Origin of the sequence: Pseudoalteromonas piscicida, from assembly GCF_002208135.1 — a bacterium.
GTDB lineage: Bacteria > Pseudomonadota > Gammaproteobacteria > Enterobacterales > Alteromonadaceae > Pseudoalteromonas > Pseudoalteromonas piscicida_A.
In genome coordinates this window covers 2200570-2217061 of sequence record NZ_CP021646.1, presented here as the reverse complement: position 1 = coordinate 2217061, position 16492 = coordinate 2200570, and the positions used below count along the sequence as shown (strand labels likewise).

Genomic DNA, 16492 nt, shown 5'->3' with positions numbered 1-16492 from the left:
AGAGCAATGAGCGAGAACGTTTACCAATTTATCGATGTACAACGTGTAGATCCGCGCAAAAAGCCTATTTCTACGCGTAAGCAATCTTTTGTTGAAATTTATGAGCCATTTTCTGAGCAGCAGGTGCATTCGCAGTCTGATCGTTGTTTAGATTGTGGTAACCCGTATTGTGAATGGAAGTGTCCGGTTCATAACTATATTCCGCAATGGCTCAAGCTTATTCGTACGGGCAGAATCATCGAGGCGGCGGAGCTGTCTCACCGTACCAATAGCTTGCCTGAAGTGTGTGGTCGAGTATGTCCGCAAGATAGGCTTTGTGAGGGGTCGTGTACGCTGAACGAAGAGTTTGGTGCAGTGACCATAGGAAATATTGAAAAATATATTACCGATACGGCGTTTGCACAGGGCTGGAAGCCTGATCTTTCCTACGTTACTTGGACCGATAAGAAAGTCGCAATCATAGGTGCGGGTCCGGCTGGACTTGGCTGTGCAGATATTCTAGTGCGAAACGGCGTGCGCCCTGTGGTGTATGACCGCAACCCTGAAATTGGCGGTTTGCTGACCTTTGGGATCCCGTCATTCAAGTTAGAAAAATCGGTAATGGAAAACCGTCGCGAAATTTTCACCGACATGGGTGTTGAGTTTAAACTCAATACAGAAGTGGGTCGTGATGTCTCAATGGATGAATTATTGTCGCAATACGATGCCGTATTCTTAGGGGTGGGGACGTACCAAAGCATGAAAGGCAATCTTGAAAATGAAGATGCCAACGGTGTTTATGATGCACTACCATTTTTAATTGGTAATACTAATCGAGTCATGGGCTATGACGAAAGTCAGCACAGCTATGTGAATATGGCAGGTAAGCGCGTGGTGGTACTTGGTGGTGGGGACACCGCGATGGACTGCGTTAGAACGTCAGTCAGACAAAATGCGCAATCTGTGATCTGTGCTTATCGTCGTGATGAAGAAAACATGCCAGGCTCAGTTCGAGAAGTTAAGAATGCCAAAGAAGAAGGCGTTGAATTTAGATTCAATTTGCAGCCGGTTGGCATTGAGGTCGACAGCTCAGGCAAAGTCACGGGTGTTAAAATGGTGAAAACACAATTAGGTGAGCCAGACAAAAATGGTCGCCGTAGCGCTGAAATCGTGGAAGGCTCTGAACATACTCTAGAAGCTGACGCAGTGATCATGGCATTCGGTTTTAAACCTCACAACCTTGATTGGTTAGCACAATACGATGTCGCAATAAATCACTGGGGCGGCATTGTTGCACCAGAAAAAGGCGCATTTACACATCAAACAAGTAATCCAAAGATCTTTGCCGGTGGTGACGCCGTACGAGGTTCTGATTTAGTGGTGACGGCGATTTTTGAAGGCCGTAACGCCGCTGAAGGCATTTTAGATTATTTAGAAGTTTAACGCTTTTGTCGTTCACAAACCCCAACTACACTCGTTGTAGCTGGGGTTTTTTATTTGAATTTTGCGTAGTTAGCCGCTAACTTAATTTCACTCTAGATGTATTTATCAATAGTATTAAGGAAAGATCATGAATGAAACAATAAACTCAGGCGCTGATGCGGTCACTGCAAAGATAGCGAGTGTAAACGATTGGCGTGCAGTGGTATTGCAGCAGATCAGAAGTCTGATCCTAAGTGTTGATAAAGATGTAGAGGAAGATATCAAATGGCGTAAGCCAAGCAACCCAACAGGAGTGCCCGTATGGTCAAAAGCAGGCATGATCTGCACGGGCGAAGTATACAAAGATAAAGTCAAACTTACCTTTGCATACGGCGCAAAGTTTGAAGATGAGCACCAGTTATTCAATACTGGATTTGCTGGTAACACTCGACGGGCGATTGATATAAAACAGCAGGACACCATCAATGAAGCGCACTTTTGTAAATTGATCCGTGCGGCAATCCGGTTTAATGTAGAGCGATAGCTCAAACAACGCGCTAAAAATATATTTTATCCCCAAACTGTAAATAAGGCCGATTAACAATAAATTGGGTAAGTTATCAGCCTAATAACAGCTACGCACTTTGTACTTGTAATAATTCCTTCGCACTTGCTCTTGTCGTATCACTTATTTTATCACCGCCAATTAACCTTGCTATTTCATCAATGCGTTGACTTTCTGCCATAGGGGTCATTTTGGTAAAGGTTTCGCCATGTTCTACCCGTTTTGCGACAAAGAATTGGTTGTGACCACTGCATGCCACTTGCGGTAAATGGGTAACACAAATAACTTGCGTAGACTGGCCAAGCTGGCGTAGTAATTTACCGACGGTTGCTGCCGTTGGACCTGAGATCCCGACATCAACTTCATCGAAAATCAAAGTGGGTGTCGTGACGCGTGTTGCGATAATAACTTGAATGGCTAAGCTTATTCGAGATAGCTCACCGCCTGAGGCAACCTTGCCCATAGGCTGTAAAGGTTGGCCTGGGTTTGTAGAGACATAAAATTCAATGTGGTCATATCCAAGCGGGCTCGGTTTACCGCCAAGATTAGGCGTTAACTGGATCTCAAATTGACCATCGCCCATCGCAAGCTCTTTCATACTCGCGGAAATACGCTCGTTAAGAGATGCACTGGCTTGCTGGCGGCTTTGACTTAATCCAAGCGCAGCTTGGTTATACGCGTTGATGGCTTCGGCAATTTCTTCTTCTAGCGCATCCAGTCGTGCAGAATCAGAGCTAATCGACTCAAGTTCGTGTTGTAGCGTTTGATGGTGCTGAAATAGTAATTCAGGCTGGACTTGATGTTTTCTAGCTAAATCTAGTGCCTGAGAGAGTCTATCTTCTAGCTCTTGTAACCGCATTGGATCTTGTTCGACTGAATCGGAATAGCTGCGGATCTCTCTACTTGCTTCTTCCACTTGTACTGCGGCTTCTTCAAGCACTTGCGCAATATTCTCAAGCGTTTTGTCAAAACTGGTAAGTTCAGAGAATACTTGTGCACTTTGGTGTAGCTGCGATAGCACAGTCTGATCGTCATTTTCATAAAGGCGAGATAGCTCACGGTGGCATTGTTCTAAAATGGTTTGGCTATGACTTAGGCGCGAATGTTCGGTCTCGATATCTTCATATTCACCTTCTTGTAGGGCAAACTCGTCAAGCTCTGCTACTTGGTACTCAAGTAGTTGTTTTTTTGCGGCTTGCGCCTGCTGTGACTTTTGTAGCTCGGCATATTCTTTTTGCAGCTTATGGTAGTGATTATACTGCCCCTTAACTGCTTGTAACAAAGTCGTATGGTTGGCATAGGCATCCAGCAAGTGCAGTTGATACTCTGGCTTTAGCAGTAGCTGATGGGCATGCTGCCCATGGATCGCAATAAGATGTTGGCCTAACTCCTTTTGCTGGCCAGCAGTAACTGGGGAGCCATTGATGTAGCTTTTACTACGCCCACTTTTACTAATAACACGACGAAGAATACATTCATTCTCTTCGTTATCTAGCATATGCTCCGTTAGAAAGCGTTTGGCAGCGGGGAGGTTGGAAACATCAAACTGAGCAGAGATATCCGCTTTGTCGGTACCTGGACGAATAGCAGAAGGATCAGCGCGCTCACCAAGACATAAAGATAGCGCGTCGATTGCAATAGATTTACCTGCGCCCGTTTCACCTGTAATTGCGGTCATGCCACAATGCCAGTCAATATTTAGCGCACTAACAATAGCAAAATTTTGAACATTTAAAGCTAAAAGCATACTGTACACCCTAACAGAGAATTACTGTTAATTTATACAGTATTTTATTGTTTAGCAACTCAAATTAAAAAATTCCGCTAAAAATAATACCAAGATTAACCGATGGCATGCTCTTTTACTGAGTCTGCTGCTTGCATTTGTTGGCTGGATGGTTCTGAATTGCTTAGTTCTTGCGAGCCTAGTTCATCTTCATCTTGCTGTAGTGCTGGCGTATCAGGTGTTTGAATGCGTGCAATGAGGGCGGGAAGCATCTCGCGATAGAAATCACGATTATAGGCAATGCCTGCCGTAGGTAATTCGGCAACAAAATATTGCAATTGTTCAGCAAGCAAATCCAAATTGCCGTTTGAACGACACTTATTGAGCTCGTTTGTCACTGAATAGATAAATAACTCAGACACTTTTTCCAGTTGCGCCAAGTTCTCTTCCGAGTGCGCTTGAACAACAAAAAAGTTGCCAACAATTGCATTGAGCTGCGGTGCGTATTTTGGCCTTAAAATCTTCGCTTCAACGAATTCAGCAACTTTAAGCTTAAAGTTGCTACTAATCACTTTTAAACGATCGTTAAAGGCTTTTTTTTCCGCTTCACGGGCTTTTCTTCTATTATTTTCAATCACTAAATATACCGAAAGAATAGTGATAAGCAGCGCTAATGTGAAAAATACAACGTAAGCCATTTTATTGTTATTTACCTAAATTAGAAAATTTAACCAAAGCTATTTTGCGTAACTTTGCGTACTTAGTAAAGCCTACTACCCCAATTTAATTTCTGTCTAAGAACATTGTAGTAGGAGTAGCATTTCGGATGGATCAGTCTTAGTCTTTTCTCCGCTTTTTTGATGATCACTTCATCACCAGGGAGCACCGCTAATACCACGTGACTGTCACAACTCACTTGTAAGCTGTCGGTGTTTTCTAGACTTAGCTTAAGTTTGACTTCTTTCTCTGCATCCACCACTAAAGGCCTGCTGGATAAGGTATGCGGAAACATAGGGACCAGTGAAATAGCATCGAGTTCAGGGGTTAGAATAGGTCCACCACCAGAAAGCGAGTAAGCGGTTGACCCCGTTGGTGTGGAGACGATTAAACCGTCCGAGCGCTGTGAAAATACAAAGTCGTCGTCGATAAAGGCCTCAAATTCAATCATATGAGCGACCTTATCAGCGTGTAATACGGCCTCGTTCATCGCTAAATTTGCGCTTTTAAGTTGGTGATGTCGGTATACTGCTACCTCTAACAGAAATCTCGACTCTTCAATAAATTGGCCGCTCAACACCGCTTCTAGTTGTGCTTCAAAGCCTTCGGGGTTCAAATCTGTCAAAAAGCCTAAGTTACCGCGGTTTACACCAATCACGGCGACATCAAAACGAGCCAGCACTCTTGCTGCGCCAAGCATGTTGCCGTCACCCCCAACAACAATAGCAAGATCGCAGCGTTTACCTAGTTCAACTAACTCGACTACAGCGTCTTCGTCTAACGACTTTATTTGCTCCGCAACGCGATCTTCTACGAGTACTTCATATCCTAATGCTTGCAAAAATGTGTAGAGTCGTTGTAAGGTCGTCCCCGCGCCTTCGTGGTTGGGTTTGCCAATTAAGCCGATGGTGTTAAACGTGGTCGTCATTCAGTCATTTGTCCTTGGTATCTTTGTTGCAAGATTATATTAAAAGCGTAGTGCTTGAAACTGGCAATTGACACCCATATTAAAATAATTATGAAACTAAATCCCAGAGATGAACAAATTCTGTGTGCGGTCATGCGCCATTATTGTAATGGTGAAGGGCAGCCTGTTGCATCCAGCAAAATTGCAAAGCAGGACGGCCTTGCTATTTGTTCTGCAACCGTACGCAATGCAATGGCAAGACTTGAAAATCAAGGCTTATTGTATTCGCCGCACACGTCAGCTGGCCGCGTGCCCACCGACCAAGGTGTAAAATTCTGGCTACAGGAGTTTTTTCCTCTGGCTGATGTTGCCGTTCATTGGCAACCAGATCAATCCGCAATAGTCTCTTTTGCACATTTATTGAGCCAAAATTTCCAGGTGTGTTGCTGCGTGGGATTACCACAAGTTAGCAGCAAACAAATGTTCCGTGTAGAAGTGCTCGATTTTGACCGTAAAAATTGGCTGGTCTTACTGTTAGATAGAGCGGGGCAATCACACAATATTTGTATTGATAAACCCGTTGACGATTCCGACGCGTTGCGTTACCAGTTCGCGGCTTGGATGAATACCGTATTCAGTCAACAAACGTTAGTTGAAGGCTTGCACCGAATGCGCGCTATGGCACACAGTGCGCCGCCGAGTTGTCATCATATTTTGGCTCAGTGGACTAAACAGTTAAGTCAGCAATTAGGCTCAGATAATGCGATCGTCGTTGGCGAGCGCTATTTATATAACCGCTTAGAGTTGGATAGAGAGATTAATCTTGGCGTCGGCTTTTTGGATCAGGTCGAAGACCACTTGGCGTTTAAAGACGGCGTATCAGTGTTACTTGGTGAAGAGTTAAGCATGCTAGGTTTACATCGTGTCGTGGTGCTTAGTGTGCCGTATTTCTCCAAAGGGGAATATCAAAGTCGTTTTTGTGTGATTTGCCCTGCGGATTCAAAGATCGAAGCCATCTTGTCAGAATTCAAAAAATTGCCGCAATAAAGGGTTGAAACTCTCATTTCAATCCCCATAATTACCGCAGTTGTAAAGAATCGGAGAATCACCATATGTCTGAGCAGACAAAAGCCCCAGAGCAAGAGCTTGAACAAGAACAAACACAAGTGGAAGCAGAAGTTGTAGACGCACAAGCAGAACAACAAACTCAGGAAGAGCAGGCAGAAAATGCGGGTGAGTTGAGCCCAGAAGAAGAAATCGCTGGTTTATACGCTGAGCTTGAAGCAGCTAAGCAAACTATCGACTCACAAAAAGATAGCGTTGTTCGCGCCGCCGCTGAGCTTGAAAATGTTCGTCGCCGTGCAGCGCAGGACGTTGAAAAAGCACACAAATTTGCGCTAGAAAAGTTTTCAAACGAATTACTACCTGTAATCGACAACCTAGAGCGTGCCATTGAGTTTTCTGACAAAGAAAACGAGACGCTCAAGCCTGTGCTTGAAGGTATCGATATGACTATCAAGACATTTGCCGATGCCCTAGCTAAATTTGGTGTTGAAGCGGTAAACCCGCAGGGCGAAGCGTTTAACCCAGAGCTACATCAAGCAATGTCAATTCAGCCTAGCAATGATGTATCACCAAATACTGTGCTTGCTGTCATGCAAAAAGGCTATACCTTAAACGGCCGTCTATTGCGCCCTGCAATGGTGATGGTGTCTAAGGCTGCTGACTAAGCAAATTAAATTTGAAAAAGCCGCTCACTGAGCGGCTTTTTGCGTTTAGTGCTGTGTTTAGCCTACCAACTACATTGCTTTACTTTATCAAACCAGGCACTTGAAAAAGACTTGGTTGTGATGGGGAGTGGGGCGGTTACTTCAATGCCTAACTCCTTTGCTAAATATCTATGTACTAACCGTTTTACTTTATCGCTTTCTAACTGAGTATATGCCAGTTGTAACGCTTGCTTAGCACTTTGGCTGGGCATTTCCCCTTCGAGTTGTTTATGCCGCGCCTCAAGCCATTGTAACCATGCTTGTTTTGATTCGTTTGGAAAGGCTGTGGTTAGGGTTGAGGTGGGCCCTTGTAAACGTTCGTAGTTAACGGTTTGTTTTTGAATAAGGAAGACAAACATTAAGTTAATTCCTGCCGAGATTTGACCTGAGCGCTTATCAACAGCTTGATAGCCCAGCAGGGCGTGACGAAAATACTGCTCGGCTTCAAATATTCGACCTTGATCAAGCGCGAGACTACCTAAGTTATTTTCAATCATCGCCAGTATCGGGGTTTGTTTTAATTCCTCAGCAAGTTTACGTGCCTTTGCATACAGTATTCTCGCTTTTTGATAGTCGTCTTGAGTGCGGGCAACCAGTGCCATACTATTGGTAAGTGTAAGTCGTTGGCGGTCATTTTCCGCATATTTGTAGGCACACTTGAGGCTTATGTCGGCATCATCAAGATATTCTTGTCGGCGCAACCAAATTCCAAGTGCACTCAAAATCGTTGGAAGATTTGCTTTAAAAAACATATCATCAGGATACAAAAAAGCTGCATTTATTGACGTATAGAGCCTATCTACTTTATTTGTTGGTACAGATGCTCGAGCACTCAGCAAATGCCACTGAATAAATAAAGGTACGGGTACGTCTTGCAGCTGTTCTAAACTGTCGAGAATAATCAGTGATTGTGCAGGGTTAACAGTTATATAGTCGCTGGCCTCGTCTAGCTTACTTTCAAAATATGAAAAGTCTTTCGCCAACGCGTGTGGGCAAAAATAAAATGTACAAGTTACAAAGAATAAAAACCGAACCAAGCAAACCTCAACCACATTTTGGCGTATCTATTAACTGTAGTCGGCAGCAGCAAATAGTTCCAAATCAATTACGATAAATAGCATTATACAAAGATAAACAACAATATAGAGATCATATCTTCGGATACAAGTGGGTATCAGAAGCTGCACTAGAAGAAAACAAATCGCTGAGCACGCTCTTGTGCGCTTCGATTAGTTGATTGATGCTTTCAAGATCCGCAGTTGTTAAACTGACTTTGCTAAGCATATAGCTAACTGGTGTTTTATTCGCGTCGGTACCAGAATAGATAACATCGGTATACTCTTTGGTTTGAATAAAGTATTCGCCCGCGAGCTTATCCTCTACAACGTAGTCAACTCGTTTTTTGCTCAACATTTTAAAACGACGAGCGGCATTGGGCAGGTGTACCAGCTGATCGTTATAAAAGTCTTGTATCAGTTTTTCAAAGGCAATGCCATAGTAGCTGCCAGCATTCAGTGCAAATGTGTTTCCTGCAATAATCAACGACTCGACTTCACCACCAATTTTTGGTTTGTCTTTATGTTGAAATAATGCCATGACTTCTTGGCGATAAGGTTTAGTGAAGTAGGCAAACTTAGCTCTTGTTGCCGTCTTGGTCGCAGCCATTAGTACGTCTACTTTACCTGCTTTTAGCTCCGCTAGCATTCTTGCTGAAGTGGGATAAAATACGTACTTTAGGCAATAAGAAGAATTTTTAAATAGGGTGTTTAAGGCATTAATCTCTAACCCAAAGACATTACCTTCTTTGCGAGAAAGATAGGGAGGCCAAAGTGTCTCATTTATTCCTATTCGCAAAGTTTTACTGCATTTGGCTGAAGCTTCGAATGCTAAAAACACGACGAGCAAACTGAGTAAAAGCGATTTAGTGTGTTTCATGGCGTAAATCTCTGAGCGTTATATGACGCATGCTTACCATATAAGTAAAAGATGGCAAGTACGCGCGTTGTTAAACGATTAAGAATGTGCACGCTATCCACGAAGTGTTTTTTACTTCTTAATGTATTATCGTACATTGCGGCTATGTGCGAGTACCGTAGCTATGGTATTGATAAGCTCGAGCTGTTCTATGGGCTTGGCAACATAACCATCAAACCCCACGCGTTCATACAAAGCTCTGTCTTCAGGGAAAGCATTTGCAGTTAATGCGATTATTGGGATATTGGGGTCCTTATTTTTAAGGCGCTTGCAGGCTTCAACACCATCCATTTCAGGCATTTGAATATCCATAAGTATTAAATCAGGTTTGTTTAGCTCGAATTGTTCAATGGACTCTTTGCCATTATTTGCAATTGTAATATCACCATTGGCTTTACTGATCATAGAACGAACCACCAGCTGATTCACAGGGTTATCCTCAGCCAGCAATATAGATGTACCACTTAAGTCAGCTATTTTTAGCTGGTCGCCTTTAGGCTGCTCTGACGTATACTCAGATTTTTGCATTGGCAATTCGATGCTAAATAGACTGCCTTCGCCAACGGTGCTTTCTACTTTAATTTTGCCGCCCATCAAGTCAATTAAAGAGCGGGTAATGGAAAGACCAAGCCCCGTACCACCAAACTTCCTAGTGGTGGACTTATCTGCCTGCTCAAATCGTGAAAAGAGTTTTTTGATTGTGGCTTCGGTCATCCCTATGCCAGTGTCGGCAACGGTGATAAGCATACCAGAATCATTTTGTAGCGGTTTTATATGGGTAACAATACTGCCTGTCTCAGTAAATTTAATGGAGTTAGATAAGAGGTTAAGCAGCACTTGCCTGACTCTTACTTCATCACCCATCCAAAATTTATGCTCAAGTTCAACGTGGATCTTAAGCTTGAGTCCCTTGTTTTTCGCTAACACCAAAAAGTCTGAACGCAGATGTTCAACCAACACCTCAATATTAAAGGGCCGCTCCTCAAGCTCAATCCTACCGGCTTCAATTTTAGAGAAATCCAAAATATCGTTAATGATGGTGTTAAGTGCTTTAACTGAGTAAGTGGCCTTTTCAAGCAGATTGGTGGCGGTGCTGTTAAGCGGCTCTGATTTTAATAGTTGTAATGTGCCGTATAAGCCATTCATGGGGGTTCGTATTTCATGACTCATATTAGCCAAAAAGACGGCTTTGGCGTTGGCTGCTTGTTCAGCAGCCTCTTTAGCGTGCGAGAGTTCTCGTTCGTGCTTGAGCTGTTCAGTTAGATCTAATGCTATGCCTAAAAAACCATCAATACTGCCGCGTTCGTCGGTTAATGTTGTTACGTTCAACTTTATTTGAACGTATTGATTTTGCTTGGTAACGTAAGTCCATCGGCTAGTATCTACCACACCTTGTTTGGCTTTAGCGACAAAAACGTCAAATCCAGGTTCAATGACTCTGTCAAGCTCTTCCGTCAATGCTTTGGCTCTTGCTACGACCTCTTCCTCAAGATGGAAAATGGCTGGGGATGATTTACCAATGAGTTCCTCTTTTTTATACCCTAATAAGCGTTCGGCTGCAGGATTAAACTGAGTGATGATACCATCGCGATCAGTAGCTATAATGGCATAACCCGAGCCTTCGACAATACTGGTGTGAAGTTGGCTGTATTTAACGATTTCTTTAGTTCGTGCTTTTACTTCCTGCTCTAATGAAGAGTTCAGCTTAGCAAGGGACTGTGCTCTTTCTTCTTCTGCAGCAAGTTTCTCTTTTTCTGCTAAACGCTGACGCGTAAACTTAAAAGCAAAATATAAGTAATGATTGCTAATAGAGCAGAGACTAGCAGCGCCACTTGCAAAATGGTATTAGGAGAGACGAGATTGAGTGAACGGATAAATTGCGGAGTCGGCCAAATTTTTACTTCCCAAGTGCGACCAAACAAGGTGACCTGTTTAGCCACTGAGTTATCTAACCCTTTAACATCCTCTTTTAGCACCTGATAAAATGGTGTATTTTCATCGTTATTGGTTATATCGGAAATTTGAATCGAAACATCTTGTCGAAAAGAAAGCAAAGTCGACAGGATTTCATCAATTAGTAACGGAGAATAAGTCCAGCCAACTAAGTTATCTAACCGATTTTCTTCATTTTCCGCCATACCAATAGAGGTATAAATTGGGGCGAGGATCAAAAAGCCGTATTTAATTTTATTGTCGGCTTGCACTAAGGTAATTGGGGCGGTAAGTCTTGGCTCATTGGCAGTTGCAGCTTCTATTGCCGCCGTTCTACGACTCGTTTCGGAGCCTATATCCAAGCCGACGGCTTTATCATTGTTTACTTCGGGTTCAATATACTGGATAACAAATTTGCTGGTGTTATGCGGATTTAATGTTTTGATTGAGAAGGTTCTATTCGTGCGTTCAGCCTGTGCTTGTTCGAGAAATATGTCTACTTTGTCGACGGGGACATATTTGATGATCCCAACGCCACGAGCTCCAGGGTACTCCGCTTGGAAGTCAAACGACCTGATATAGCGCTGCATCGCTTGATAGTCAAAGCTATGCTGTTGGTTTGCGTAAATCGCAGTGCGTAGCCCTAAAATACCGTACCAATACAGTGTAACGCGCTCGTTCACACCCTCAGTCACATGGTCAAGCCGCGAGGCAAGTGCAGACGCGACTTTTTCAGCATGATGCTGCTTTTCTTGCTCATATAACACCAGCCCATAAAGCATACTGCCAACTAACACAAGAAGTGCTGCGACTAGTGGCAAAAATCGGTTCTGGCGAACTGTGCGAGCATTCGCTAACGACACGCTATATTCCTTACGCTTTAAATCTAACCAATATGTTAGTCCAGAAAGCATTGAATTGATAGTGATTGCGGCGAAGTGACAATTCTGAATTTATGCCTAAATTGGCTCATTGAAGACATATTTTGAATTGTTATTTGGATAAATTGTATATTAAGGCTGGCTAAGTCCCTTAGCCTTAAAAGCTAAAATAAATATGCGAATTTTGGGCTTTATATAAATGTGGTCAAGATGTGGACACTTTTTAGGATGAAATGTGGATATTTGCCCCGAAAACAAAAAAGCCAGTCAAAGCATATTGCTCTAACTGGCTGTTTTAAAACGCTAAAATTTGGTGGAGCTGGGGGGATTTGAACCCCCGTCCGGAAAGCGTCGACCTTCGGTCCTACATGTTTAGTATCGTCTTTTGGTTAACCTTTAAATCTCGGACGAACACGATAAGTAAAGGCGAGGCCGCTTGGTTTTAGCCCTTCAACCCCGGCCAGGGTTTCCGTAGCGATCTTGTGTAGGGTGACACTCCAGAACCAGATCCACAAGAATATCATGGAGGAGTGCTAGCGGGCTATTATGCCGCTAGAGCGTAGTTATCGTCGTTTGCGATTACTTTAAATACGGCTTTTTTACGAGGCCAGCCGCACCTCGACATGCACCTTAGGCTTCTTGAATCCCGTCGAATCCTAATCAGCCCCTGAATAAATTCAGTACTGTTAGTGTTTGAACATCTAACAACTAACTATGTCTCGCATTATACATAGGATTAATGTCATTACAATGGCTTATCATGTCATTTGCTGATGATTTAACGAAGCATAAGCGTGTTTGATTAATTACTCACCGATTGCTGAACAAGGCCGTAAGTGTTAAATATATAACGGGCTAGCTTTTGGGTGGCGTGATTAAGTACTTGCGAAGAATCGTCCTTTGCCACCATATTGATAGTTCTCTAAAGTATTGAGCAGCTTTTCAGGAAATTGAATTTCTGTTTCTGAACGGCCACTCCGGCGGGCCTCTCTTAAGCTGGCCTTTTGCATGGTGATAACGTCGATTTTTTCATTCTCGGCTCGTGAAATATTGGCAGGAGAGGGGATACCGCTCTCTTGATTTAGGCCTTGCTCAACAGCAAAATGATGTAAAGAAAGCGAAGCATGCTGCCCTAAATCCAATATTCCTTCGTCATACAGCGATTTGGATGCTTGAGAAAGCTCTTTCTTGGTGATGTGGGTAAAGTCGAATTGCGCTTATTTGGTATGGCTAGTTGTTGCCTCTGTTACTGGCAAAACACTTCCCTTAGCTTCGTTTTCTACTGATTGCGGACGCCCGCACCTGAGCCTGATTATATAGCACTGCTTGGTGTTGAACTTTCATTTAGCAAATCCTTCTGAAATATGTATAACAACTTCAGCAAGGTTTATGCTCAAAAGTGGATCGACAAAGTGAAACATGCTGCTACAAGTTGGACGACCAAAGTGGTGAGTATGTTGCCTTTTGTGTTTACGCTCCGCGCAACCAGTTGCGTAGTCTATCTTTGAGTTGGCTGAGGTCGTCTTCACAGATCAGGCCTATCTCAAGTTCTTTGGCGCGTAGCCTTTCTGAGGTTCTTATGCCTTGATAGCTCACCAGTAGGCCTCTTGCCTGTACGCCGCCAAACAGTTCGCTGAGTGAATCAAGTTTGTAAATCACTTGGTTGCCTTCCCCTTTACTGAACTTTTTGGTTTTGCACTCAATGAGGTGAAGCTTATTGTTGGCGAGCGCCACAATGTCTAGCTCGTTATTGACATAGCCTTGCCCCACGCGACGTTTAATCGCAACGCCTTGGGCGACATCTTGTAAAATCGTGAGTTCTTTTTTTAGGCTGAGGAGGGTGGCGTAAACATATTCTTCTAGCCAGCCACCGTTGGCAAAAAAGCGAGCGCCTGCATTAGCAAACTGTAATTTGTTGTCTTGCCTTATGGCGATGCTAGCATCTTCTAAATCGTCAATGAGTGTTTGCAAACTTGGGCTATTCATTTGGCTGCGACTCAAAGGCTCACTGATAAGTGCATTATCTTCGCTACTGGCAGCGAGATAGTTGAGCTGGGCTAGGGCATGGCTAAAATCTGTTTGACTGGTTGCCCATTTGGCGCCGAGCTGGCGATAGCGAATATCAACGATACCCTCATTTGCAATTTCGGTGATATCGCCGTCGATGAGGTTAAAAAAGTCGCGTATCTTTAATTTATCGGCAAGGATGGTGTTGACTCGCTCTGTTGGCACAAGCCAGTGAAGTTCGTCGCGTTCGGGTTCAATGATAAAACATTCAACTGGATAGGCGCGGATCACCTCATACATTGCAAGTAAGTGTTGGCGGTCGCCGCAACTGGCATTAAACACAAATTGGGTATTTGGTTGTTCACTAATTAGGGTATCAATGAGCTGGTGGAAGCTGTCGATTAAGGTGTCGCTATCTCGGCTGGTAGGAATAAGGGCATGATGTACTTTTACCCCTCTTGGCCCCAATACTTTCTTAATATCTTCAAGATGTTGTTGTTGTTGAGACTCTATTAAATAGAGGATTTCATCCGAGTTGATATTGTGGTCGAGTACAGGCGTAAGCGTGTTAATAAAGTTAGTGTCGATAAAACTGAGGTGTACGTGTTTTGTCATGACTGTCCCTAAAGGTTATGTCCCTCATGAAAGATGAAATTACCCTATAAAACGGCAAGTGTAAAACAGAGTAATACTTAGTTATGAATTTGCCGCCATCTCGCGCGAAATCCCAAAGTTTCTCTAAAGCTTTGTAGTGTAAAGCCGATAAATCCAAGGAAAATAATAGGTTGTCTTTTTAATGCACGGAATGATTTACATTCATTTATAATTTGTAGCAATTCAGGCGATGTTAAGCTTAACAATTTGGCGAAGTTATGCTCAAATGAGTTCGCTGCATTAAAAATAACAACATAACAATAAGATCGTGCATACTTTTCAGGGTTGATGAATGTCATTATTTCGTTTTGATGAGGATGAGGGCTATGTCTACTTGCTCTCTCATCCAGTGGAATCCGGATTTCCGGCGAGCTCGTCTCAATTGATAGAGATGATTGAGGAGTCGCCATATGCGGATTTTGAAATCATTCATGCCAATATAGGTCAATTATTTGCCGCTAGTGAGACGCCCGAGCAGGACTCGCTGATTGTGGCTCGCGCAATCGATGCATCTATTTCTGTCCGTATTGAAGAAGGGAATATGCTTGCCGAAGCTAGAGTAACCACAGCCCGAGGTGGTAAGTTGGTGTGTATGAATAAAGCCAAACAAGCATTAAAACAAGCAGGCATTAGAAAAGGTGTCAGTGGCAAAGCGCTCGATAATCTTCTCGGCCAGCAGTTAGAACTCCCCCCAGGACACACTTATAGCGGTATTGTTGCACATGGTCAACGAGCCAAAGATGGCAACGACGCACGGTTTGTGCGCCTGTGTATGACAGCGCAGGACAGAGTACTCAGCCCGCAAGAATCGAGCGGCGGTAAGGTCGATATGCGCAACTTAGGTGCTATCATCACCGTAAAGCCGGGCAGCCCATTAATGAAAAAAGTCCCGCCAACTGAAGGCGAGCCGGGTTATACCGTGTTTGGTGATGTGATCGATCCAAAACCAGGCAAAGATGCACCACTTGAGGTGTCAGAAGGCACCAAGCTCGACCCCAACGATAAAAACCTGCTTATTGCCGATTCAAAGGGGGTGCCTGTAGCCATTCCTCGAGGCATGCGCGTTGACGATGTGCTGTGTTATGAAAACATTGATGTGACGACTGGGCATGTTGAGTTTGATGGCAGCGTGATTGTGAGCGGTGATATTAAAGATGGAATGCGGGTTAAGGCTTCGGGCGATATTACTGTTATTGGTTTTGTGGAGTCGGCTATTCTTGAAAGTGGTAGCGCGGTCACGATAATGCTTGGCACGATAGGCCGCAAGCGCACTGAAGGTGAACCTTTTTCATGTTCAATTAAAGCAAAGCGCAGTGTTTCGTTAGGTTATGCGCAGTACTGTCGAATTGAAAGTGAACAAGATATTCTCATTGAACGTCAAGCTTTGCATTGTGACTTGGCTTCCAAGCGTTTAATCAAAGTAGGTAAAGGTGAAACTCCCAGAGGCAAACTGATTGGCGGTAATGTATTGGATGCTATGCGTATTGAAACAGGTGAACTTGGGGCACCATCAGGTACAAGAACACGTATTTCATTAGCCCAAGACTGGGATAGTTTGCACGATAAGCACCGCGAACTAGTGGAGCTGGAAAAGGTGCTGGCGTCCAAAGTCATCGATATTAAGCAAGCCATGAATAAAGCACAGGCGTCACCGCAATCTCAAAAACGAGATGCCTATCTTGCCAAGTTGCAGCACAGCGAAGCGCAGATAAATAAGCACTATCGCCGTAATCAGCGTAACATCGGTTTAATACAGCAAAAAATACATCGATTAGCACGCTTGAGTCGAGTCACAGTCAATGAGCTAATGCACCCCGGAACCGAGGTAAAAATAGCAAAAGACACTAAGCTGTTTTCGCGAATTTACCCGCCTAATTTCGTTAAATTGCATGAAGGTAAGATCATGCAGCAGTTTACGACTGCCAAAACCGCAGAAATAGCGTAAAAACGAACACCTAT

The 16492-nt window shown here is 43.6% G+C and carries 14 protein-coding genes and 1 other RNA gene; 5 read left to right on the top strand and 10 right to left on the bottom strand.

Annotation, left to right across the window (positions count from 1 at the left end):
- Nucleotides 1-6 precede the first annotated feature (6 nt).
- Both B1L02_RS10410 and B1L02_RS10405 read left to right on the top strand, forming a co-directional pair.
- A complete protein-coding gene (locus B1L02_RS10410) occupies nucleotides 7-1422 on the top strand; it encodes an FAD-dependent oxidoreductase (protein ID WP_088530959.1) in 1416 nt (471 codons plus the stop codon).
- Nucleotides 1423-1549: 127 nt separating this feature from the next.
- A complete protein-coding gene (locus B1L02_RS10405) occupies nucleotides 1550-1945 on the top strand; it encodes a DUF1801 domain-containing protein (RefSeq protein ID WP_088530958.1) in 396 nt (131 codons plus the stop codon).
- 91 nt (nucleotides 1946-2036) lie between these two features.
- Here the strand turns inward: B1L02_RS10405 and recN are convergent, their stop codons facing one another.
- The 3 genes from recN to nadK all read right to left on the bottom strand — a co-directional run bounded on the left by recN (nucleotide 2037) and on the right by nadK (nucleotide 5337).
- A complete protein-coding gene (gene recN / locus B1L02_RS10400) occupies nucleotides 2037-3713 on the bottom strand; it encodes a DNA repair protein RecN (protein WP_088530957.1) in 1677 nt (558 codons plus the stop codon).
- Nucleotides 3714-3808: 95 nt separating this feature from the next.
- Nucleotides 3809-4390: a hypothetical protein gene (locus B1L02_RS10395; RefSeq protein ID WP_088530956.1), complete on the bottom strand. Its 582-nt coding sequence runs from the start codon at nucleotides 4388-4390 to the stop codon at nucleotides 3809-3811.
- A 62-nt stretch (nucleotides 4391-4452) separates the two neighbouring features.
- A complete protein-coding gene (gene nadK, locus B1L02_RS10390; protein WP_017217984.1) occupies nucleotides 4453-5337 on the bottom strand; it encodes an NAD(+) kinase in 885 nt (294 codons plus the stop codon).
- 90 nt (nucleotides 5338-5427) lie between these two features.
- Between nadK and B1L02_RS10385 the strand changes: the two genes are divergently transcribed.
- Together B1L02_RS10385 and grpE are read left to right on the top strand one after the other, a co-directional pair.
- On the top strand, nucleotides 5428-6363 hold the full coding sequence (locus B1L02_RS10385) for an HrcA family transcriptional regulator (RefSeq protein WP_174694553.1): 936 nt from the start codon (nucleotides 5428-5430) through the stop codon (nucleotides 6361-6363).
- A 65-nt stretch (nucleotides 6364-6428) separates the two neighbouring features.
- Nucleotides 6429-7046, top strand: a complete 618-nt coding sequence (gene grpE / locus B1L02_RS10380) for a nucleotide exchange factor GrpE (protein ID WP_088530954.1) — start codon at nucleotides 6429-6431, stop codon at nucleotides 7044-7046.
- 62 nt (nucleotides 7047-7108) lie between these two features.
- Here grpE and B1L02_RS10375 read toward each other — a convergent pair whose 3' ends face one another.
- The 7 genes from B1L02_RS10375 to B1L02_RS10350 form a co-directional block, all read right to left on the bottom strand.
- Nucleotides 7109-8149 (bottom strand): tetratricopeptide repeat protein, encoded by a 1041-nt coding sequence (locus tag B1L02_RS10375; protein ID WP_088530953.1) that lies wholly within the window; start codon nucleotides 8147-8149, stop codon nucleotides 7109-7111.
- Nucleotides 8150-8234: 85 nt separating this feature from the next.
- A complete protein-coding gene (locus tag B1L02_RS10370) occupies nucleotides 8235-9020 on the bottom strand; it encodes a substrate-binding periplasmic protein (protein WP_088530952.1) in 786 nt (261 codons plus the stop codon).
- A gap of 126 nt (nucleotides 9021-9146) precedes the next feature.
- Nucleotides 9147-10640, bottom strand: a complete 1494-nt coding sequence (locus tag B1L02_RS24450) for an ATP-binding protein (RefSeq protein WP_232003181.1) — start codon at nucleotides 10638-10640, stop codon at nucleotides 9147-9149.
- A 176-nt stretch (nucleotides 10641-10816) separates the two neighbouring features.
- The gene (locus B1L02_RS24445) at nucleotides 10817-11854 is read right to left on the bottom strand and encodes a CHASE domain-containing protein (protein WP_232003065.1); all 1038 of its coding nucleotides are present in this window, start codon (nucleotides 11852-11854) and stop codon (nucleotides 10817-10819) included.
- Between the two features lie 329 nt (nucleotides 11855-12183).
- Nucleotides 12184-12540: a transfer-messenger RNA gene (gene ssrA / locus B1L02_RS10360) on the bottom strand.
- Nucleotides 12541-12747: 207 nt separating this feature from the next.
- Nucleotides 12748-13014 (bottom strand): hypothetical protein, encoded by a 267-nt coding sequence (locus tag B1L02_RS24440; RefSeq protein WP_223192042.1) that lies wholly within the window; start codon nucleotides 13012-13014, stop codon nucleotides 12748-12750.
- A gap of 328 nt (nucleotides 13015-13342) precedes the next feature.
- On the bottom strand, nucleotides 13343-14494 hold the full coding sequence (locus tag B1L02_RS10350; RefSeq protein ID WP_088530951.1) for a Card1-like endonuclease domain-containing protein: 1152 nt from the start codon (nucleotides 14492-14494) through the stop codon (nucleotides 13343-13345).
- Between the two features lie 331 nt (nucleotides 14495-14825).
- Between B1L02_RS10350 and B1L02_RS10340 the strand changes: the two genes are divergently transcribed.
- A complete protein-coding gene (locus tag B1L02_RS10340) occupies nucleotides 14826-16478 on the top strand; it encodes a DUF342 domain-containing protein (protein WP_088530949.1) in 1653 nt (550 codons plus the stop codon).
- The last annotated feature ends 14 nt before the right edge of the window (nucleotides 16479-16492 follow it).